The sequence below is a fragment of the Sphingosinicella ginsenosidimutans genome (assembly GCF_007995055.1).
Taxonomy (GTDB): Bacteria; Pseudomonadota; Alphaproteobacteria; order Sphingomonadales; family Sphingomonadaceae; genus Allosphingosinicella; species Allosphingosinicella ginsenosidimutans.
Genome location: NZ_VOQQ01000001.1, coordinates 2,299,548 through 2,314,262 on the forward strand (window position 1 = coordinate 2,299,548; position 14,715 = coordinate 2,314,262).

Here is a 14,715-nt window from a genome sequence, read left to right on the forward strand (position 1 = left end):
CCTAGGATCGCGAAAGGGCTGCGACAAGCTCGGCCTCGATGGACGGCGAGTCCAGCGCGCTTTCGAACCTCGGCCAGTCCGCGGGCGGCTGGTGACGCAGCCAGGTATATTGGCGCTTGGCATATTGACGGGTCGCCGCCTGGCCGGCCGCCAGCGCCTCGGGGCGCGTGAGCGAGCCGGCGAGGAAGGCCGCGATCTCCGGCACGCCGATGGCCCGCATCACCGGAGCGGCGGGCGACAATCCTCGCGCAAGAAGTGAGAGAACCTCCTCAATCCCTTCATCGGAAAAGATTTCCTCGAACCGCGTATCGCAGCGGGCGTAGAGCCAGGCGCGCGGCGGCAGCAGGATGATCGGGCGCAGCGCGACGCGCCCGCCGATGCCGCCGACCTTTTCCTTCTGCCAGTCGGCGAGCGGCCGGCCGGTGGACCGTACGACCTCCAGCGCCCGCGCGATCCGGCTGGTGTCGCTCGGCCGCAGACGCGCCGCCGCGGCGGGATCCTCCCGGGTGAGCGCGGCATGAGCCTCGGCGACGGGAAGGGCGCGCACGGCGGCGCGGATCGCCGGATCGATGTCGGGGACCGGCGCGATTCCCTCGATGAGGGTCCGCAGATAAAGGCCGGTGCCACCGGCGAGGATCGGCAGGCGGCCGGCACCGTGGGCGGCGGCGATCTCGGCTTTGGCCTCGGCGGCCCAATCGGCGGCCGAGCAGGCGAAGGCGCCGTCGCGCGTGCCGTAGAGCCGGTGCGGCGCGCGCGCTTCATCGGCTTGGGACGGACGCGCAGAAACAACCCGCAAGTCCTTGTAAACCTGGGCACTGTCGGCGTTGATCACGGTACCGTTCGCGGCCTCGGCAAGCGCCAAGGCGAGCGCCGACTTGCCGCTCGCGGTCGGGCCTGCGATGAGCGCGACCGGAGGCTTTCCAGAAGACGTCATGTTCATCGCGACCCTGATAGCAAAGGACCGGCTGGCGCGCGGCGATATTTCCGCGGCGGAGGATGTGCTCGGAACGCGTGGTTTTGCGTGGATCGACGAGGATCGCGCGGGGGATTTCGTGTTTTCCGGTGATCCCGGCGCGGCGCGGCGTGGCCTGGAGGGGCTGATCGAGGATGTCGACGTGATCGTCCAGCCGCAGGCCAACCGCCGCAAGCGCCTGCTCCTCGCCGACATGGATTCGACGATGATCGGGCAGGAGTGCATCGACGAGCTCGCGGACTTTGCGGGCTTCAGGGCCGAGGTCGCTGAGGTCACCGAGCGGGCGATGCGCGGCGAGCTCGATTTCGAGGCGGCGCTCGATGCGCGGGTCGCGCTGCTCGCCGGGCTCGATGCGGCGGCGATCGACCGGTGCCGCGAGGAACGGGTGCGGCTCACGAAGGGCGCGCGGGCGCTGGTGCGAACGATGCGGGCGAACGGGGCCTATGCCCTGCTCGTCTCCGGCGGCTTCACCCGCTTCGCGCTGCCGGTCGCCGATTCGATCGGATTCGATGCGGCGCGGGCGAACGAGCTGGAGATCGAGGCCGGCGCGCTCACCGGCCGGGTGGCGCGCCCGATCGTCGGGGCCGAGGCGAAGCGGGCGGCTCTGCTGGAGACCGCGGCGGCGCGCGGCATCGCCATCGCCGAGACGCTGGCGGTCGGCGACGGGGCCAACGACATCCCGATGCTGGAGGCCGCCGGGCTCGGCGTCGCCTATCATGCCAAGCCCAGGGCGGCGGCGGCGGCGGATGCGCGGATCGAGGTGAACGACCTCACCGCGCTGCTCTACGCCCAGGGCTATGCCCGCGCGGAATGGGTCGAGGATTAGGCCGGGCGGCTCATGTCGGCGGCGATCGCGGCGAGGGCGAAGGCGACCGAGCGTTCCGAACAGGCGAAGCGCAGCGACACCGCGTCGAGCGTGACGGCATCCACCCGCGCATCGATCGTCCCGGCCTCGGGATGGCTGAGGCTGACCCGATCGCCAAGCGCCGGCCGCGCATTGGTCTCGACGATCGCGCCGCGGGCATCGACGCGCCGCAGCGCCGCCGGCATCGGCATCTCGGCGACCAGCACGCACATCCGCCGCCGCCGCCAGCGCGACGCCATCGTCGACCGATTTTCGATAACCCCAGCAGCCGCCACGATTTTTCCCCTGCTCAGCAACCGCCATAAACGGCAGCCGCCAAGGCCCGGTTAAATCGGATGGTTAAGAAAGCGTCAGGGCGCGACCGGGAAACAGGCCTGGCGCGCGGCGGCGCAGGCGCGGGTCGCGGCGTCGCGGCTGGCGAGCGGGCCGGCCTGGAGACGGACGACCGCGCCGGCGCGGACGTAGAAGGGCTGGAGACCGGGAAGGCGGGCGCGGACCTGGGACCAGGCGGCGCGCGCATTGGCATCCGAGCTGAACGCGCCGAGCTGGACGCGCCACCGCCCGGACGGGGCCGGCGCGGGGGCAGGGGTGGGCGACGCGGTCGTCGACGGACGGGGCGACGGCGCTTCGGCGCGCGGCGGCTGGGCCCGGCCCGGCTGGGAAGGCGGCACATTGGTCGTCGCGATCCGCGGCGGCTGCGCCGGCGCCGGCGCCGGCGCGGGACGCGGCGGCGGGCTGGCGCTCGCCACCTGCACGTTGGCCGGGCTCGCCAGCGTCGCGGCGATCGCGCGGCCGCGCGTCTTGTCGGCGTCCGGAATGTTGCGCTCCATCTCGGCGAGCTGGGTCTGCGCATAAGGCAGGCCAGCGGCGGCGGCGCGGATCATATAGGCATAAGCACGCGGCCAATCGCGCGGCGCGAGATCGCCGTTGAACAGCGCCGTGCCGAAGACATATTGCGCGCGCGGATCGCCATGTTCGGCGGCGCGCTGGACGAAGGGCATCGCCTCCTGCCGCGGGCCGTCCTGGAACAGGAGCAGGCCGTACATCGCCTGCGCCTCGACATGCCCCGCCTCGGCCGCCTGGCGATAATAACGCTCCGCCGTCGCCATGTCCTGGGCGACGCCGCGGCCGAGCCGGTAGGCATGGCCGAGATTGAAGGCGGCATCGGCATCGCCGCGCGCCGCCAGCGGCTGCCACGCTGCGACGGCGCGGTCATAATCGCCATGCTGCCAGGCCTCGACCCCGGCCTCGACCGTCTGGGCGGCGAGCGGGGCGGCGCAAGCGATCGCGGCGGCGGCGAGCATCCGGGAGGTCATACGCATCGAAAGCGGCTCCAATGAAATTTCGGGCCGGGTCTACCGGGGCGTGGTTAACGCCGTCTTAGCAGGAAAATCATGGCTTTGCGCCGAAACGGAGGCAGTTCGGTCCACGGCCCGTCCGCCTTCAGCGTTAACGTGATTTTAGGATCGGAAGGCCAAATCCCTCCCCAATCGTGGGGAACCGAGGATCAATTCATGCGCGTTCTGGCTTTGTCGTCCCAGAAGGGCGGATCGGGCAAGACGACCCTTTCCGGGCATCTCGCCGTCCAGGCGCAGCGCGCGGGCTACGGCCCCGTCTGCCTCATCGACATCGACCCGCAAGGCTCGCTCGCCGATTGGTGGAACGAGCGCGAGGATGAAGCGCCCGCCTTCGCCCAGACCACGGTCGCGCGGCTCGGTGCGGATCTCGAGGTGCTCCGCCAGCAGGGCTTCCGCCTCGCCGTCATCGATACGCCGCCGGCGATCACCATGGCGATCCAGAGCGTCATCCAGGTCGCCGAGCTGATCGTCATCCCGACCCGCCCGAGCCCGCACGATCTGCGCGCCGTCGGGGCCACGGTCGATCTGTGCGAGCGCGCCGGCAAGCCGCTCATCTTCGTCGTCAACGCCGCGACGCCCAAGGCGAAGATCACCTATGAAGCCGCGGTCGCGCTGTCGCAGCACGGCACGGTCGCCCCGGTCACCGTCCACCACCGCACCGATTTCGCCGCCTCGATGATCGACGGGCGCACCGTGATGGAGGTCGATCCGGGCTGCAAATCGGCGGCCGAGGTCCAGGAATTGTGGTCCTATATCGCCGACCGGCTCGAAAAGAATTTCCGCCGCACCGTCTTCGCGGCGCCGACCGCGAGCGTCCCCCACGCGATCCAGCAGCAGCGTCCCGCGTCCGGCTTCGGCCGCCGCGTGATGGGCCAGTGACGGGGAGGCGGCGATGATCAACGAAGCCCGCCCCTACGCGTCCTTGTCCTCCGGCCTCCTCGCCCGCAAGGGCACCGCCCGGCCGGCGATGCGCCCCCAAGGCTATTCGGGGTTCGAGGATCTCGGCTGGAACGACATGGGCGGCCATGTCGCCCCGCCGGTCGATCCCGAGGCCGAGACGGCGATCGCCGAACATGTGCCGAGCTCGATCGCGGCGCTGACGCCGATGTCGCGCGGCGACGAGCCGCCGGTCGCCGCGCAGCAGCGCGCGATCGCCGAGAGCTTCGAGGGAGCGATCGAGCCTGACGACGAGCCGGCGTCGGCCGAGGCGCCGGAGCCCGCCGTCGCGCCCGCCGAGATCGTGCCGCTGCCCAAGCGCGCGCCCAGGGCGAAGGCGCTTCCCGAGGGCAAGAAGGCCGCCTTCACGCTGCGGCTCGATGCCGAGCGCCACCTGCGGCTGCGGCTCGCCTGTGCCGTGACCGGCCGGTCGGCGCAGCAGATCGTGACCGCCGCGCTCGACGAGGCGCTCGCGACCATTCCAGAGATCGAAACCATGGCGGCGCGGCTGCCCGCCAAGGGCCGCAACCGCGGCTGAACCGGAAACCGAGGGACAGGAACATGGATGGGATCGCCACCAAGCTCGCCACCTCGACGCTGATCGTCGCGCTGGTGATGACCGGAAGCGCCGGCCCGTCGGAAGCGATGCGCCGCGGCATGGACGTGAGCCAGGCGACCAGCCAGAGCGATCGCCAGGCCGCCGATTTCGCCGAACAGGGTGCGCGCGCGCTTCAGCAGGGCCAGCTTTCGGCCGCGCTGACGGCGATGGAGCAGGCGGTGGCGCTGTCGCCGCGCGACGCCGGCTACCGGCTGACGCTCGCCGACCTCTATCTGAAGAGCGGCCGCTTTGAATCGGCTCGCACCACCTATGCGGACGTGCTCGAGCTCGATCCGGACCGGGTTCGCGCCGGCCTCGGCTATGCGCTGACCCAGATCGCGCTCGGCCATCCGCGCGCCGCCGTGACCCAGCTCGACATTTTCGCCGATCGCGGTTCGGCCGCCGATATCGGCCTCGCTTATGCGCTGGCCGGCGAGACGGCCAAGGCGATCCGGATGCTGGAGCCAGCCGCGCGAGCGACCGGCGCCGACGCACGGACCCGCCAGAATCTCGCGCTCGCTTATGCGCTTGCCGGCGACTGGCGCCGCGCCCGCGCGGTCGCCGCGCAGGACATCTCGCCGCGCGACCTTCCGGCGCGGATGGAACAATGGGCCGCGATGGCCCGCCCCGACAGCGGCCAGACCAGGGTCGCCGGCCTGCTCGGCGTGAGCCCGGTCGCCGATTCCGGCCAGCCGGTGCGGCTCGCCCTCAACACCGACCCGCAGGTCCGCACCGCCGCGGCCGATCCGATGCCGGCGGCGCCGGCTCCGGTGGTGACGCAGGCCCCGGCGGCGCCGGTCGCGCTGGCATCGGCCGCGCCGGCCCCGGCCCCGGCCGATCCGGATTGGGGCGCGGCGCCTTCGCCGGCCCAGCCGACCCAGATCGCCGAGGCCGCGCCGGCCGAAGCGCCGACCTATTATACGCCGGCGCCGGCGCCGCGCCCGGCCGAAAGCCCGGCGCAGGTGCGCTATGCCGCCGCCGCGGCGACGCTCGATCGCCCCGCTCCGCATCTCGTGCGCGCCGTCCAGAGCACGCTTCCGCCCGCGCCGATCTTCCGCCGCGCCAATCCGGCCGCGCCGGTCCGCGCCGGCAACAGCCCCTATGTCGTCCAGCTCGGCGCCTTTTCGAACGAGGCCAATGCCGAGCGCGCCTGGCTCGGCGTCGCGCGGCGCTATGGGCTGAGCGGCCGCGCGCCGCTGACCACGACGATCCAGGTCAACGGCCGCACCATGCATCGCGTGTCGATCGCCGGCTTCGCCGGGCAGGGGGATGCGGCGCGGCTGTGCGGCGCGATCCGTTCGCAGGGCGGCGCCTGTTTCGTGCGGACCAATGCGGGCGACGCCTCGATCCGCTGGGCCGCCCGCTACGCGCCGAACGCGCGGCGGCAGCGCGACGTCTAGGCTTCGGGACGCTTCATCGCGATCCCTCTGGAGGGCGGCCGGCGGCCAAGGCCGGCCGCCCTTTTTGGCATCTGCGAGTCCTCCCTGTCGCCGCGAAGCGGTGATGGGAGGCTGGTGGAGGGGGCTCGGGCGCCCGAATGGCCCTCCACCATGCTTCGCATGGTCCCCCTCCCCATGAAGCTTTGCTTCACGGGGAGGATCGGGTCAGCGCCGCGCTCTCGTCAGGAGATCGAGGCAGGCCATTCGGACGGCGACGCCATATTCCACCTGCTCCAGCACTGCCGAACGGGCTGGATCGTCGGCGAGGTCGCCGTCGATCTCCACCCCCCGGTTCATCGGGCCGGGGTGCATGACGATGGCGTGCGGCGCGGCGCCGGCGAGGCGGGCGCGGGTGAGGCCGTAGCGGGCGTGATAATCGCCGAGCGCGTCGTCGAGCCCGGCCTCCAGCCGCTCGCGCTGGATACGCAGCATCATCACCACGTCGGCGCCGGCAATGCCTTCGTCGAAATCGGTGAAGGCGGCGACTCCCTCGGGCAGCGCGGCGGGGAGCAGGGCCCGCGGCCCGACCAGCCTGAGCTCGGCGCCGAGCAGCGGCAGCGCGCGGATGTTGGAGCCGGCGACGCGGCTGTGGCGGATGTCGCCGCAGATCGCGACCTTCAGCCCCTCGATCCGGCCGAAGCGGCGGCGGATGGTGAGCGCGTCGAGCAGCGCCTGCGTCGGATGCTCGCCCTGGCCGTCGCCCGCATTGATCACCGGGCAATCGACATGGGCGGCGACCTCGGCCGCGGCGCCGTTCGCCTCGTGCCGGATGACGATGAGATCGGGGCGCATCGCGTTCAGCGTCTGCGCGGTATCGATCAGGCTCTCGCCCTTGCGGACGCTGGAGGCGGCGGGATGGAAGCTCGACACCTGCGCGCCGAGCCTTTTGCCCGCGATCTCGAACGAGAAGAGCGTGCGCGTGGAATTTTCGAAAAAGGCGTTGATCTGGGTCAGCCCGGCGAGCCGGCCATCGGCCTTGCGCTTGCCGCGGTTGAAATCGATCCAGGGCTCGGCCTCGTCGAGGATCGAATTGATATCGGTGGCGGAAAGGCCCTCGATCCCGAGCAGGTGAGGGTGGGGAAAGGCGGGCGCGGACATCAAAGCCGTGCCTTAGGGGGCGTCCCCCAGTCCCGCAAGCATGTCGATCGCGCCCTGGAGGATGTAGGCGGCGGCCATCTTGTCGACGAGCTCGGCGCGGCGGGCGCGGCTCGCGTCGGCCTCGATCAGCGCGCGGGTGACCGCCTGGGTCGACCAGCGTTCGTCCCACAGCAGGATCGGCAGGTGGAGCGGGGCGAGATTGCGGGCGAAGGCGCGGACCGATTGGGTGCGCGGGCTTTCGCTGCCGTCGAGGCTCAGGGGCAGGCCGACGACCAGACCGCGCACCGCCTGATGCGCGGCGAGGGTGCGAAGCGATTCCATGTCCTTGGCGAATTTGGTCCGGCGGATCGTCTCGGCGGGGCTGGCGATCGTCCAGGCCGAATCGCACAGCGCGAGGCCGATCGTCTTCGTGCCGACATCGAGGCCGAGGAGGCGGCCCTTGAGCGGCAGCGCGGCGGCGAAGGCGGCGGGATCGGCAACGATCATCGGCCGCGCCAGGCCGCCAGCCGGCGCGCGGCATCGGCGCGGATGTTCGCCCAGAAGAGCGCGTAATCGTAGACGTGGTAATTGTTGCCGGGCAGCACGTAATTGCCCATCGGCGGCAACGAGGCGACCGTCCCGACGAGGAGGAAGCCGCGCAGGTCGCAGCGGGCCGAGACGGCGTGCGGGCGGATCGTGCCGTCGCTGAAATCCTCGCTCGGCACCAGCGTCCCGGCATCGGCGTTCATCGAGGCCGCGCCGCCGCGCCGGCCGGTCAGCGGGTTGACGCACAGCATCGGCGATCCGGCCCGCGGTCCAGCCGGCCCGCGCGAGGCATCGTAGCGATCGGTGATCTGGCTGGGATCGGCGGGCTCGGCAAAGCTCTGCCACGAAAGGATGCAGCGCGCCTGATCGGGCCGCTGGCAGGCGGGAAGGCCGAGCGCCGGCAGGTCCGCGGTCTCCGAAATGGGCCAGCCGATCACATAGGCCGCGACGATCCGGTTCGCCTCGGGCGCGCCGCGGATTCGATCGGCGAGGAGGCGCATCAGATGGTAGCTGCCCTGGCTGTGCGCGGCGAGGATGATCGGCCGGTCCGCCGGCGCCTCGCGGATGAATTCCTCATAGGCGGCGCGCACGTCGCGATAGGCGAAATCCAGCGCACGCCGGGCATTGGCCTGATCGGTGAGGAAGGCGCCGAAGGTCGCCTGGCGATATTTGGGCGCCCAGACCGCGCCGATGCCGTTGAAGGCGCTCGCATCGCCGCGAACGAACAGGCGGGCGCGATCCTGCGATTCGCGATCGTCGATCGGCGCGTTCCAGGCCGATCGCTCCATGAACGAGGTCGGGTGGATGAAGAAGACCGACACCCGCGGCGTGCCGGTCGCGCTGAAGCCGTGCGGGGTCCACAGCGACGGGTTGTTCGGAATGTCCGGCCGCGCGATCCACAGCGATTCGTCGCGATAATTCGCGCCGGCCGGCATCGCGACCTCGTGGAAGTCGCCCCGCGGCACCAGCGCGAGCCGCATCAGGTCCTTTTCGAACAGGCGATAGGCAAGCGCCCCCGCCATGAACAGGACGGTAAGCCCCGCCACGATCCACAGGAAGCGCACCGCCGGGTGTGATCTTTTCCTCGCCACCCGCGCGTCCAAGCCGATGCGGGGCCCGCTGGCAAGGGGTCAGGCGGCTTCGACGCCCTCCAGCAGCCTGTCCCAGCCGGTCGCGGCCATGCTCGGCCGCGCGCGCATCCGGCTCAGCCAGGCGCCCAACGCGGGATGGGGGGCAAGAATCGCCTCGCCCTCCGCGCACTGGGCGAAATAATCGAGGTGCGGGACGAGCATCAGATCGGCGAGCGAGACGGCCTCGCCGGCCATATAGGGTTGCCCTCCGATCAGCTCGGCGATCGCGGCGACGCATTTCTCCGCCGCCGGGATGGCCGGCGGGATCGTGCTTTCGTCGATCGGAATGCCGAACTTCGGCGCCACGATCCGGGCGAAGGTGATCGCGCCGCTCACCTCCGGCCGGACATGGGCATTGGTGATGCTGATGAGCTGATCCATCCGCGCGGCCTGCTTCGGATCGTCGGGCACCAGCGGCGGCGCGCTGAGGACCCGATCGAGATAGCGAAGGATCGCGTGCGTCTCGTAGAGCCGGAAATCGCCGTCGAGGAGGACGGGGATCTTCCCGAACGGCTGGAGCGCCAGATAGTCGGGGGTCTTGTTGTGGCCCATGCCCATGGCCTGGAGCCGCCAATCGGCGCCTTTCTCCTCGAGCGTCAGCAGAACCGCGCGCACATAGGGGCTGCCCGGAACGCCGTGAACGGTGAAGCGGCTCATTGCGCCGTCGCCTTCGCTGCGAAATCGGTGAAGCGGGCGAAAACGCCTGGCCAGCCATTGCCGAGCTTTTCGGCAATCTCGCGCGCCCGCGCGCCGAGACGTTCGAGATGGCGGTGCTCCAGCGTGACGCGGGTGCCGTCGCCTTCCGGCTCGAAGGTGATCTCCAGCTCGGTCTCCAGCTTCGGATCATAAGTGAAATCGGGGCCGAGCCGCCAGGCGAGCAGCAGCCGATGCGGCGGCGCCCATTCGATGACATTTCCCCACATCGTCTCGTTGCCGTCGGCATCGCGTTCGAACCAGCGGCCGCCGGGCATCGGCTCGATCACGATCGCCTCGTGCGGCTTGTTGCCCACGGTCTTGCCGCGGGCCCACCATTCGCCCATCAGCTCGGCGAAGAGCGAAAAGGCGCGGGCCGGAGGCACGTCGACGACAGCCGATTGAACGATGGGGGCAATGGTCACGTCTGCTTCTCCTCCTCGGAAATCCGGTCGGCAAAGGCCTTGAAGGCGCCGAGCTGCTCGGCCCAGAGACCATCGAGCCAGGCGCGGATCGCGCCGATCCCGGCGGGATCGATGCGGTAGATCCGGCGGGTGCCATTGGCTTCGTCGGTCACCAGGCCCGCCTCCTTGAGGACGCGCAGGTGCTGCGACACTGCCGGGCGGCTCACCGGCAACCCCTCGGCGAGCGCGCCGACCGCGGACGGACGCCGGGCAAGGCGCTCGAAAATCGCCCGGCGCGTCGGATCGGCGAGGCTGGCGAGCGCGGCCGTGGCAGTTCCGTTCGTCATGACTTACCGTTAGTATTGACTTACACAATCGTCAAGCGGGTTGTGCCGCCTCGAGCGGTCGGGCAATTGCGAGTCCGGAACGAAGAGGGAGTGCCTGCATGAAAGAGCTGGTTATTGTCGCAATCGCCGCCCTTGCGGCGCTGCCGCTGGCCGCGCAGCCTGCCGGGCCGGCCGGCCCGATCACGCTCGATGTCCAATATACGCCGGCCGCGGCCGCATCGATTGCGCGCAACCATTATCCGATGCGGGTCTTCCTGAGCTTCGACGGCGATCCGGTGCCGGCCCACCGCCGCGACGTCGACGAGATATCGGAGACGATCGATCTCGGCATGTCGCCGCCGCAGACGATCCCGTCGACGGCCGGGGCGCACCCGGTTCCGCTCGCCGGGCTCAACCGCGCGCGGCTTTCCTGGGTGCGCGAGGCGCGCGTTTCCGTCAGCGTCGCGCCCTTTCTGACCGACGCGCAGATCCGCAATGCACGGGCGGCCGACACGATCATCTGCCAGAGCCCGGCCCAGATGAGCATCGCCCGGGCGACCGCGCAGCCGCTGCCGATCATCTGCCGGACGATGCCGGAGACGCGCTGACGGCGCGGCTTCTTGCCGCAGTGCAGCGGGGATGCTAGCCGCCATCGCGGGCCGCGCGCCGGCCCACGACAGCAAAAGGCCCCTATGTCCGTCGATACCGCAACCGTTCGCCATATCGCGAAGCTCGCCCGCATCGCCGTCACCGACGCCGAGGTCGAATCGCTCGCGCCCGAGCTTTCCAACATTCTCGGCTGGATCGAGCAACTCGGGGAGGTCGATGTCTCCGGGGTCGCGCCGATGACGGCGGTCATCCCCAACAGGCTGCGCCTGCGCGAGGACGAAGTGACCGATGGCGGCATCCGCGAGGACGTGCTGAAGAACGCGCCGGTCGCCGAACACGGCTTCTTCGCGGTGCCGAAGGTGATCGAATGAGCGCGCTGACCGATCTCGGCATCGCGGCGATCCGCGACGGGGTGAAGGCCGGCGACTTTTCCGCCCGCGACGTGGCCGAGGCGTTCGTCGCCGCGGTCGAGAAGGGGCGGGGGCTCAACGCCTTCGTGGCCGAGACTCCGGACCATGCGCTCGCCGCCGCCGATGCCGCCGATGCCGCGCGCGCGTCGGGCGACCTGAAGCCGCTGTCGGGCGTGCCGCTCGGCATCAAGGACCTGTTCGCGACGAAGGGCGTCCAGACCACCGCCGGCAGCCGCATCCTCGAAGGCTTCACGCCGACCTATGAGAGCACGGTCAGCGGCAATCTGTTCGCCGCCGGCGCCGGGATGCTCGGCAAATTGAACATGGACGAGTTCGCGATGGGCTCGTCCAACGAGACCAGCGGCTATGGGCCGGTGATCTCGCCCTGGCGGCGAAGCGACGGCGGCAATGCCGCGCTCGCGCCGGGCGGAAGCTCGGGCGGCTCATCGGCCGCAGTCTCGGCGCGGCTCTGCCCCGGCGCGACCGGCACCGACACCGGCGGATCGATCCGCCAGCCCGCCGCCTTCACCGGCATCACCGGCATCAAGCCGACCTATGGCCGCTGCTCGCGCTGGGGCGTGGTCGCCTTCGCGAGCTCGCTCGACCAGGCCGGGCCGATGGCGCGCGACGTGCGCGACTGCGCGATTATGCTCGAGGCGATGGCCGGCTTCGATCCGAAGGATTCGACCTCGCTCGACCTGCCCGTACCGGCCTGGGAGGCGACGCTGTCGCCCGATCTCAGGGGCAAAAGGGTCGGCATCCCGAGGGAATATCGGATCGACGGCGTCCCCGCCGAGATCGACGCGGTGTGGGACCAGGGCATCGAATGGCTGCGCGACGCCGGCGCCGAGATCGTCGAGGTCTCGCTGCCGCACACGAAATATGCGCTGCCGACCTATTACATCATCGCGCCGGCCGAGGCCTCGTCCAACCTCGCCCGCTATGACGGCGTTCGCTACGGCAAGCGCGTCGCGCCTGAGCAGGGCGGCCTCAACGACATGTACGAGGCGACCCGCGCCGCCGGCTTCGGCGCCGAGGTGAAGCGCCGGATCATGATCGGCACCTATGTGCTTTCCGCCGGCTTCTACGACGCCTATTTCAACCAGGCGCAGAAGGTGCGCGCGCTGATCGCCCGCGATTTCGAGGCGGTGTGGGGGCAGTGCGACGTGATCCTCACCCCGACCGCGCCGAGCGCCGCCTTCGGCCTTGGCGAGAAGACCGCCGATCCGCTCGCCATGTACCTGAACGATGTCTTCGCGGTCCCGGCAAGCCTTGCCGGTCTGCCCGCCATGTCGGTGCCGGCCGGGCTCGACGGGCAGGGCCTGCCGCTCGGCCTCCAGATCGTCGGCAAGGCCTTGGACGAACAGGGCGTGCTCGACGCCGGGCTGGCGATCGAGCAGCGGGCGGGGTTCACGGCGCGGCCGGAGGCGTGGTGGTGACGAATAATGTCACTTCCATCGGGGTTTTTGAGCGCGATCTGCAGTACGTGAATTTTGCATTCGGAACGGCGTTCGGCGGCTATATCGGCGTCATTTTGGCGATAAGAGAACTTTCGGATTCAAAGGTAATTCTAATGATGCTGCTTGCGGCAGCAGTTAGTTCTTGGCTGATATACTTCCACAGGGTGGCAATAGACGTATTAAGAGACGGATACAAATCTCACGCTTGGTCGGTAACGTTATTTCTCATTATCACTGCTGGGCTTCAGCTCATGTCAGCTGAAATTCAAGAATCTTATCTTGTGGCATTTAGAATTTTTCAAGCATGGTCTTACGTGCTTCTCTTCTGTCTGGGCACAAATCTGCTTTTTATGAGGCGCTTAAATGGCTGATTACCGCATCCAGGGCGCCACGGGCGAATGGGAGGTCGTGATCGGCCTCGAGGTCCACGCGCAGGTCACGTCCGAGGCCAAGCTCTTCTCGGGCGCGGCGACCGCCTTCGGGGCGGAGCCGAACACGCAGGTGAGCCTGATCGACGCGGCGATGCCCGGGATGCTGCCCGTGCCGAACGTCGAGTGCATCCGCCAGGCGGTTCGCACCGGCATGGCGATCGACGCCAAGATCAACGCCTGGTCGCGCTTCGACCGGAAGAATTATTTCTACGCCGATCTGCCGCAGGGCTACCAGATCAGCCAGCTCTTCCACCCGCTCGTCGGGGAGGGGGAGATCAGCGTCGATCTCGAGGACGGCACCACCAAGACGATCGGCATCGAGCGAATCCATGTCGAGCAGGATGCGGGCAAGCTGATGCACGATCAGCATCCCGATTATTCCTATGTCGATCTCAACCGCTCCGGCGTCGCGCTGATGGAGATCGTGTCCAAGGCGGACATGCGTTCTCCAGAAGAAGCAGGAGCTTATGTCCGCAAGCTGAGATCGATCCTTCGCTATGTCGGGTCGTGCGACGGCAATATGGAGCAGGGATCGATGCGCGCCGACGTCAATGTCAGCGTGCGCCGCCCCGGCGCGCCGTTCGGCACGCGGACCGAGACCAAGAACGTCAATTCGGTGCGCTTCATCATGGCGGTGGTCGAGCATGAGGCGCGCCGCCAGGTCGACCTGATCGAGGAGGGCGGCACGGTCGTCCAGGAAACGCGGCTCTACGACCCCGACCGGGGCGAGACGCGGTCGCTGCGGTCCAAGGAGGACGCGCACGATTACCGCTATTTCCCCGATCCGGACCTGCTGCCGCTGGAGCTCAGCGAGGATTTCCTCGCCGAGTGCCGGGCGAGCCTGCCCGAACTGCCCGACGCCAAGCGCGCGCGCTACGAGAGCCAGCTCGGCCTGTCGGCCTATAATGCCGCGGTGCTCACCGCCGAGGTGGAGACCGCGCGCTGGTTCGAGGCGCTGCTCGCCGAGCTTGGCGAGGATCAGGCGCAGCGCGCGTCCAACTGGGTCATCTCCGACCTGTTCGGGGCGCTGAACAAACTTGGCAAGGGGATCGAGGACAGCCCGGTAAGTCCTTCCGACGCGGCGCAATTGCTCCGGCTCGTCGCCGACGGCACATTGTCCGGCACGCTCGCCAAGCAGGTGTTCGAGATCATGCTCGAAACCGGCGATGCGCCGGACAGGATCGTCGAGGAACGCGGCCTCAGGCAGACCAGCGACACCGGCGCGATCGAGGCGGTGATCGCCGAGGTGCTGGCCGCGAACCAGGACAAGGTCGCCGAATATCGCGGCGGCAAGGACAAGCTGTTCGGCTTCTTCGTCGGCCAGACGATGAAGGCGATGGCCGGCAAGGCGAACCCGCAGGTCGTCAACGAGCTGCTCAAGAAGGCGCTCGGCTGAGCAAAGCCCCTCCACCGGCGGTTTCGGCCGGTGGAGGGGAAGCGCGGCCGATGGGGGCCGCCGC

Annotated in this window: 18 protein-coding genes; 9 read left to right on the forward strand and 9 right to left on the reverse strand. The window is 69.6% G+C overall.

Annotated features, from left to right (window positions below; genetic code table 11):
- Position 1: 1 nt before the first annotated feature.
- Complete coding sequence (gene miaA, locus FRZ32_RS11410) at positions 2–934, reverse strand: tRNA (adenosine(37)-N6)-dimethylallyltransferase MiaA (protein ID WP_424141304.1); 933 nt, start codon at positions 932–934, stop codon at positions 2–4.
- On the opposite strand from miaA, the gene serB reads away from it, so the two are divergent.
- Positions 933–1,799: a phosphoserine phosphatase SerB gene (gene serB / locus FRZ32_RS11415; protein WP_147043617.1), complete on the forward strand. Its 867-nt coding sequence runs from the start codon at positions 933–935 to the stop codon at positions 1,797–1,799. The two genes, miaA and serB, sit on opposite strands and share 2 nt — an antisense overlap.
- Here serB and FRZ32_RS11420 read toward each other — a convergent pair.
- Both FRZ32_RS11420 and FRZ32_RS11425 read right to left on the reverse strand, forming a co-directional pair.
- Positions 1,796–2,077 (reverse strand): hypothetical protein, encoded by a 282-nt coding sequence (locus FRZ32_RS11420; protein ID WP_147043618.1) that lies wholly within the window; start codon positions 2,075–2,077, stop codon positions 1,796–1,798. The two genes, serB and FRZ32_RS11420, sit on opposite strands and share 4 nt — an antisense overlap.
- A 111-nt stretch (positions 2,078–2,188) precedes the next feature.
- Positions 2,189–3,160, reverse strand: coding sequence for an SPOR domain-containing protein (locus FRZ32_RS11425; protein ID WP_243445275.1), 972 nt, complete (start codon positions 3,158–3,160; stop codon positions 2,189–2,191).
- A 192-nt stretch (positions 3,161–3,352) separates the two neighbouring features.
- On the opposite strand from FRZ32_RS11425, the gene FRZ32_RS11430 reads away from it, so the two are divergent.
- From FRZ32_RS11430 to FRZ32_RS15680, 3 genes are read left to right on the forward strand one after another with little or no spacing between them, the layout of a single operon-like run.
- Positions 3,353–4,075 carry a ParA family protein gene (locus tag FRZ32_RS11430; RefSeq protein ID WP_147043619.1) on the forward strand — a complete coding sequence of 241 codons (723 nt, stop codon included), beginning with the start codon at positions 3,353–3,355 and terminating at the stop codon, positions 4,073–4,075.
- A gap of 13 nt (positions 4,076–4,088) precedes the next feature.
- Positions 4,089–4,670 carry a hypothetical protein gene (locus tag FRZ32_RS11435; protein ID WP_424141291.1) on the forward strand — a complete coding sequence of 194 codons (582 nt, stop codon included), beginning with the start codon at positions 4,089–4,091 and terminating at the stop codon, positions 4,668–4,670.
- Between the two features lie 23 nt (positions 4,671–4,693).
- Positions 4,694–6,130: an SPOR domain-containing protein gene (locus tag FRZ32_RS15680; protein WP_147043620.1), complete on the forward strand. Its 1,437-nt coding sequence runs from the start codon at positions 4,694–4,696 to the stop codon at positions 6,128–6,130.
- A gap of 204 nt (positions 6,131–6,334) precedes the next feature.
- On the opposite strand, the gene FRZ32_RS11445 is transcribed toward FRZ32_RS15680, so the two are convergent.
- From FRZ32_RS11445 to FRZ32_RS11470, 6 genes are all read right to left on the reverse strand, one after another.
- Positions 6,335–7,267, reverse strand: a complete 933-nt coding sequence (locus FRZ32_RS11445; protein ID WP_147043621.1) for an aspartate carbamoyltransferase catalytic subunit — start codon at positions 7,265–7,267, stop codon at positions 6,335–6,337.
- A gap of 12 nt (positions 7,268–7,279) precedes the next feature.
- Entirely contained in the window at positions 7,280–7,753 is a 474-nt protein-coding gene (gene ruvX / locus FRZ32_RS11450; protein WP_147043622.1) for a Holliday junction resolvase RuvX, read from the reverse strand.
- Entirely contained in the window at positions 7,750–8,814 is a 1,065-nt protein-coding gene (locus FRZ32_RS11455; protein WP_147044449.1) for a DUF3089 domain-containing protein, read from the reverse strand. The genes ruvX and FRZ32_RS11455 overlap by 4 nt, the downstream gene beginning before the upstream one ends.
- 108 nt (positions 8,815–8,922) lie before the next feature.
- Positions 8,923–9,579, reverse strand: coding sequence for a glutathione S-transferase family protein (locus FRZ32_RS11460; RefSeq protein ID WP_147043623.1), 657 nt, complete (start codon positions 9,577–9,579; stop codon positions 8,923–8,925).
- Entirely contained in the window at positions 9,576–10,040 is a 465-nt protein-coding gene (locus tag FRZ32_RS11465; RefSeq protein ID WP_205008268.1) for an SRPBCC family protein, read from the reverse strand. Before FRZ32_RS11465 ends, FRZ32_RS11460 begins: the two co-directional genes overlap by 4 nt.
- Positions 10,037–10,366 (reverse strand): ArsR/SmtB family transcription factor, encoded by a 330-nt coding sequence (locus tag FRZ32_RS11470; RefSeq protein ID WP_147043624.1) that lies wholly within the window; start codon positions 10,364–10,366, stop codon positions 10,037–10,039. The genes FRZ32_RS11465 and FRZ32_RS11470 overlap by 4 nt, the downstream gene beginning before the upstream one ends.
- Before the next feature lie 98 nt (positions 10,367–10,464).
- On the opposite strand from FRZ32_RS11470, the gene FRZ32_RS11475 reads away from it, so the two are divergent.
- The 5 genes from FRZ32_RS11475 (at position 10,465) to gatB (ending at position 14,651) form a co-directional block, all read left to right on the forward strand.
- Positions 10,465–10,953 carry a hypothetical protein gene (locus FRZ32_RS11475; protein WP_147043625.1) on the forward strand — a complete coding sequence of 163 codons (489 nt, stop codon included), beginning with the start codon at positions 10,465–10,467 and terminating at the stop codon, positions 10,951–10,953.
- An 84-nt stretch (positions 10,954–11,037) separates the two neighbouring features.
- On the forward strand, positions 11,038–11,325 hold the full coding sequence (gene gatC, locus FRZ32_RS11480) for an Asp-tRNA(Asn)/Glu-tRNA(Gln) amidotransferase subunit GatC (protein ID WP_147043626.1): 288 nt from the start codon (positions 11,038–11,040) through the stop codon (positions 11,323–11,325).
- Positions 11,322–12,803: an Asp-tRNA(Asn)/Glu-tRNA(Gln) amidotransferase subunit GatA gene (gatA, locus tag FRZ32_RS11485; RefSeq protein WP_147043627.1), complete on the forward strand. Its 1,482-nt coding sequence runs from the start codon at positions 11,322–11,324 to the stop codon at positions 12,801–12,803. Before gatC ends, gatA begins: the two co-directional genes overlap by 4 nt.
- Positions 12,800–13,195 carry a hypothetical protein gene (locus tag FRZ32_RS11490; protein WP_147043628.1) on the forward strand — a complete coding sequence of 132 codons (396 nt, stop codon included), beginning with the start codon at positions 12,800–12,802 and terminating at the stop codon, positions 13,193–13,195. Before gatA ends, FRZ32_RS11490 begins: the two co-directional genes overlap by 4 nt.
- On the forward strand, positions 13,188–14,651 hold the full coding sequence (gene gatB, locus FRZ32_RS11495; RefSeq protein ID WP_147043629.1) for an Asp-tRNA(Asn)/Glu-tRNA(Gln) amidotransferase subunit GatB: 1,464 nt from the start codon (positions 13,188–13,190) through the stop codon (positions 14,649–14,651). Before FRZ32_RS11490 ends, gatB begins: the two co-directional genes overlap by 8 nt.
- Positions 14,652–14,715: the final 64 nt, after the last annotated feature.

What these genes read in the sequence shown, in the direction of transcription:
- serB (WP_147043617.1), top strand. Translation starts at nt 933, where the DNA reads ATGTTCATCGCGACCCTGATAGCAAAGGACCGGCTGGCGCGCGGCGAT.
- miaA (WP_424141304.1), bottom strand. Translation starts at nt 934, where the DNA reads ATGACGTCTTCTGGAAAGCCTCCGGTCGCGCTCATCGCAGGCCCGACC.
- FRZ32_RS11420 (WP_147043618.1), bottom strand. Translation starts at nt 2,077, where the DNA reads ATGGCGTCGCGCTGGCGGCGGCGGCGGATGTGCGTGCTGGTCGCCGAG.
- FRZ32_RS11425 (WP_243445275.1), bottom strand. Translation starts at nt 3,160, where the DNA reads ATGCGTATGACCTCCCGGATGCTCGCCGCCGCCGCGATCGCTTGCGCC.
- FRZ32_RS11430 (WP_147043619.1), top strand. Translation starts at nt 3,353, where the DNA reads ATGCGCGTTCTGGCTTTGTCGTCCCAGAAGGGCGGATCGGGCAAGACG.
- FRZ32_RS11435 (WP_424141291.1), top strand. Translation starts at nt 4,089, where the DNA reads ATGATCAACGAAGCCCGCCCCTACGCGTCCTTGTCCTCCGGCCTCCTC.
- FRZ32_RS15680 (WP_147043620.1), top strand. Translation starts at nt 4,694, where the DNA reads ATGGATGGGATCGCCACCAAGCTCGCCACCTCGACGCTGATCGTCGCG.
- FRZ32_RS11445 (WP_147043621.1), bottom strand. Translation starts at nt 7,267, where the DNA reads ATGTCCGCGCCCGCCTTTCCCCACCCTCACCTGCTCGGGATCGAGGGC.
- ruvX (WP_147043622.1), bottom strand. Translation starts at nt 7,753, where the DNA reads ATGATCGTTGCCGATCCCGCCGCCTTCGCCGCCGCGCTGCCGCTCAAG.
- FRZ32_RS11455 (WP_147044449.1), bottom strand. Translation starts at nt 8,814, where the DNA reads ATGGCGGGGGCGCTTGCCTATCGCCTGTTCGAAAAGGACCTGATGCGG.
- FRZ32_RS11460 (WP_147043623.1), bottom strand. Translation starts at nt 9,579, where the DNA reads ATGAGCCGCTTCACCGTTCACGGCGTTCCGGGCAGCCCCTATGTGCGC.
- FRZ32_RS11470 (WP_147043624.1), bottom strand. Translation starts at nt 10,366, where the DNA reads ATGACGAACGGAACTGCCACGGCCGCGCTCGCCAGCCTCGCCGATCCG.
- FRZ32_RS11475 (WP_147043625.1), top strand. Translation starts at nt 10,465, where the DNA reads ATGAAAGAGCTGGTTATTGTCGCAATCGCCGCCCTTGCGGCGCTGCCG.
- gatC (WP_147043626.1), top strand. Translation starts at nt 11,038, where the DNA reads ATGTCCGTCGATACCGCAACCGTTCGCCATATCGCGAAGCTCGCCCGC.
- gatA (WP_147043627.1), top strand. Translation starts at nt 11,322, where the DNA reads ATGAGCGCGCTGACCGATCTCGGCATCGCGGCGATCCGCGACGGGGTG.
- gatB (WP_147043629.1), top strand. Translation starts at nt 13,188, where the DNA reads ATGGCTGATTACCGCATCCAGGGCGCCACGGGCGAATGGGAGGTCGTG.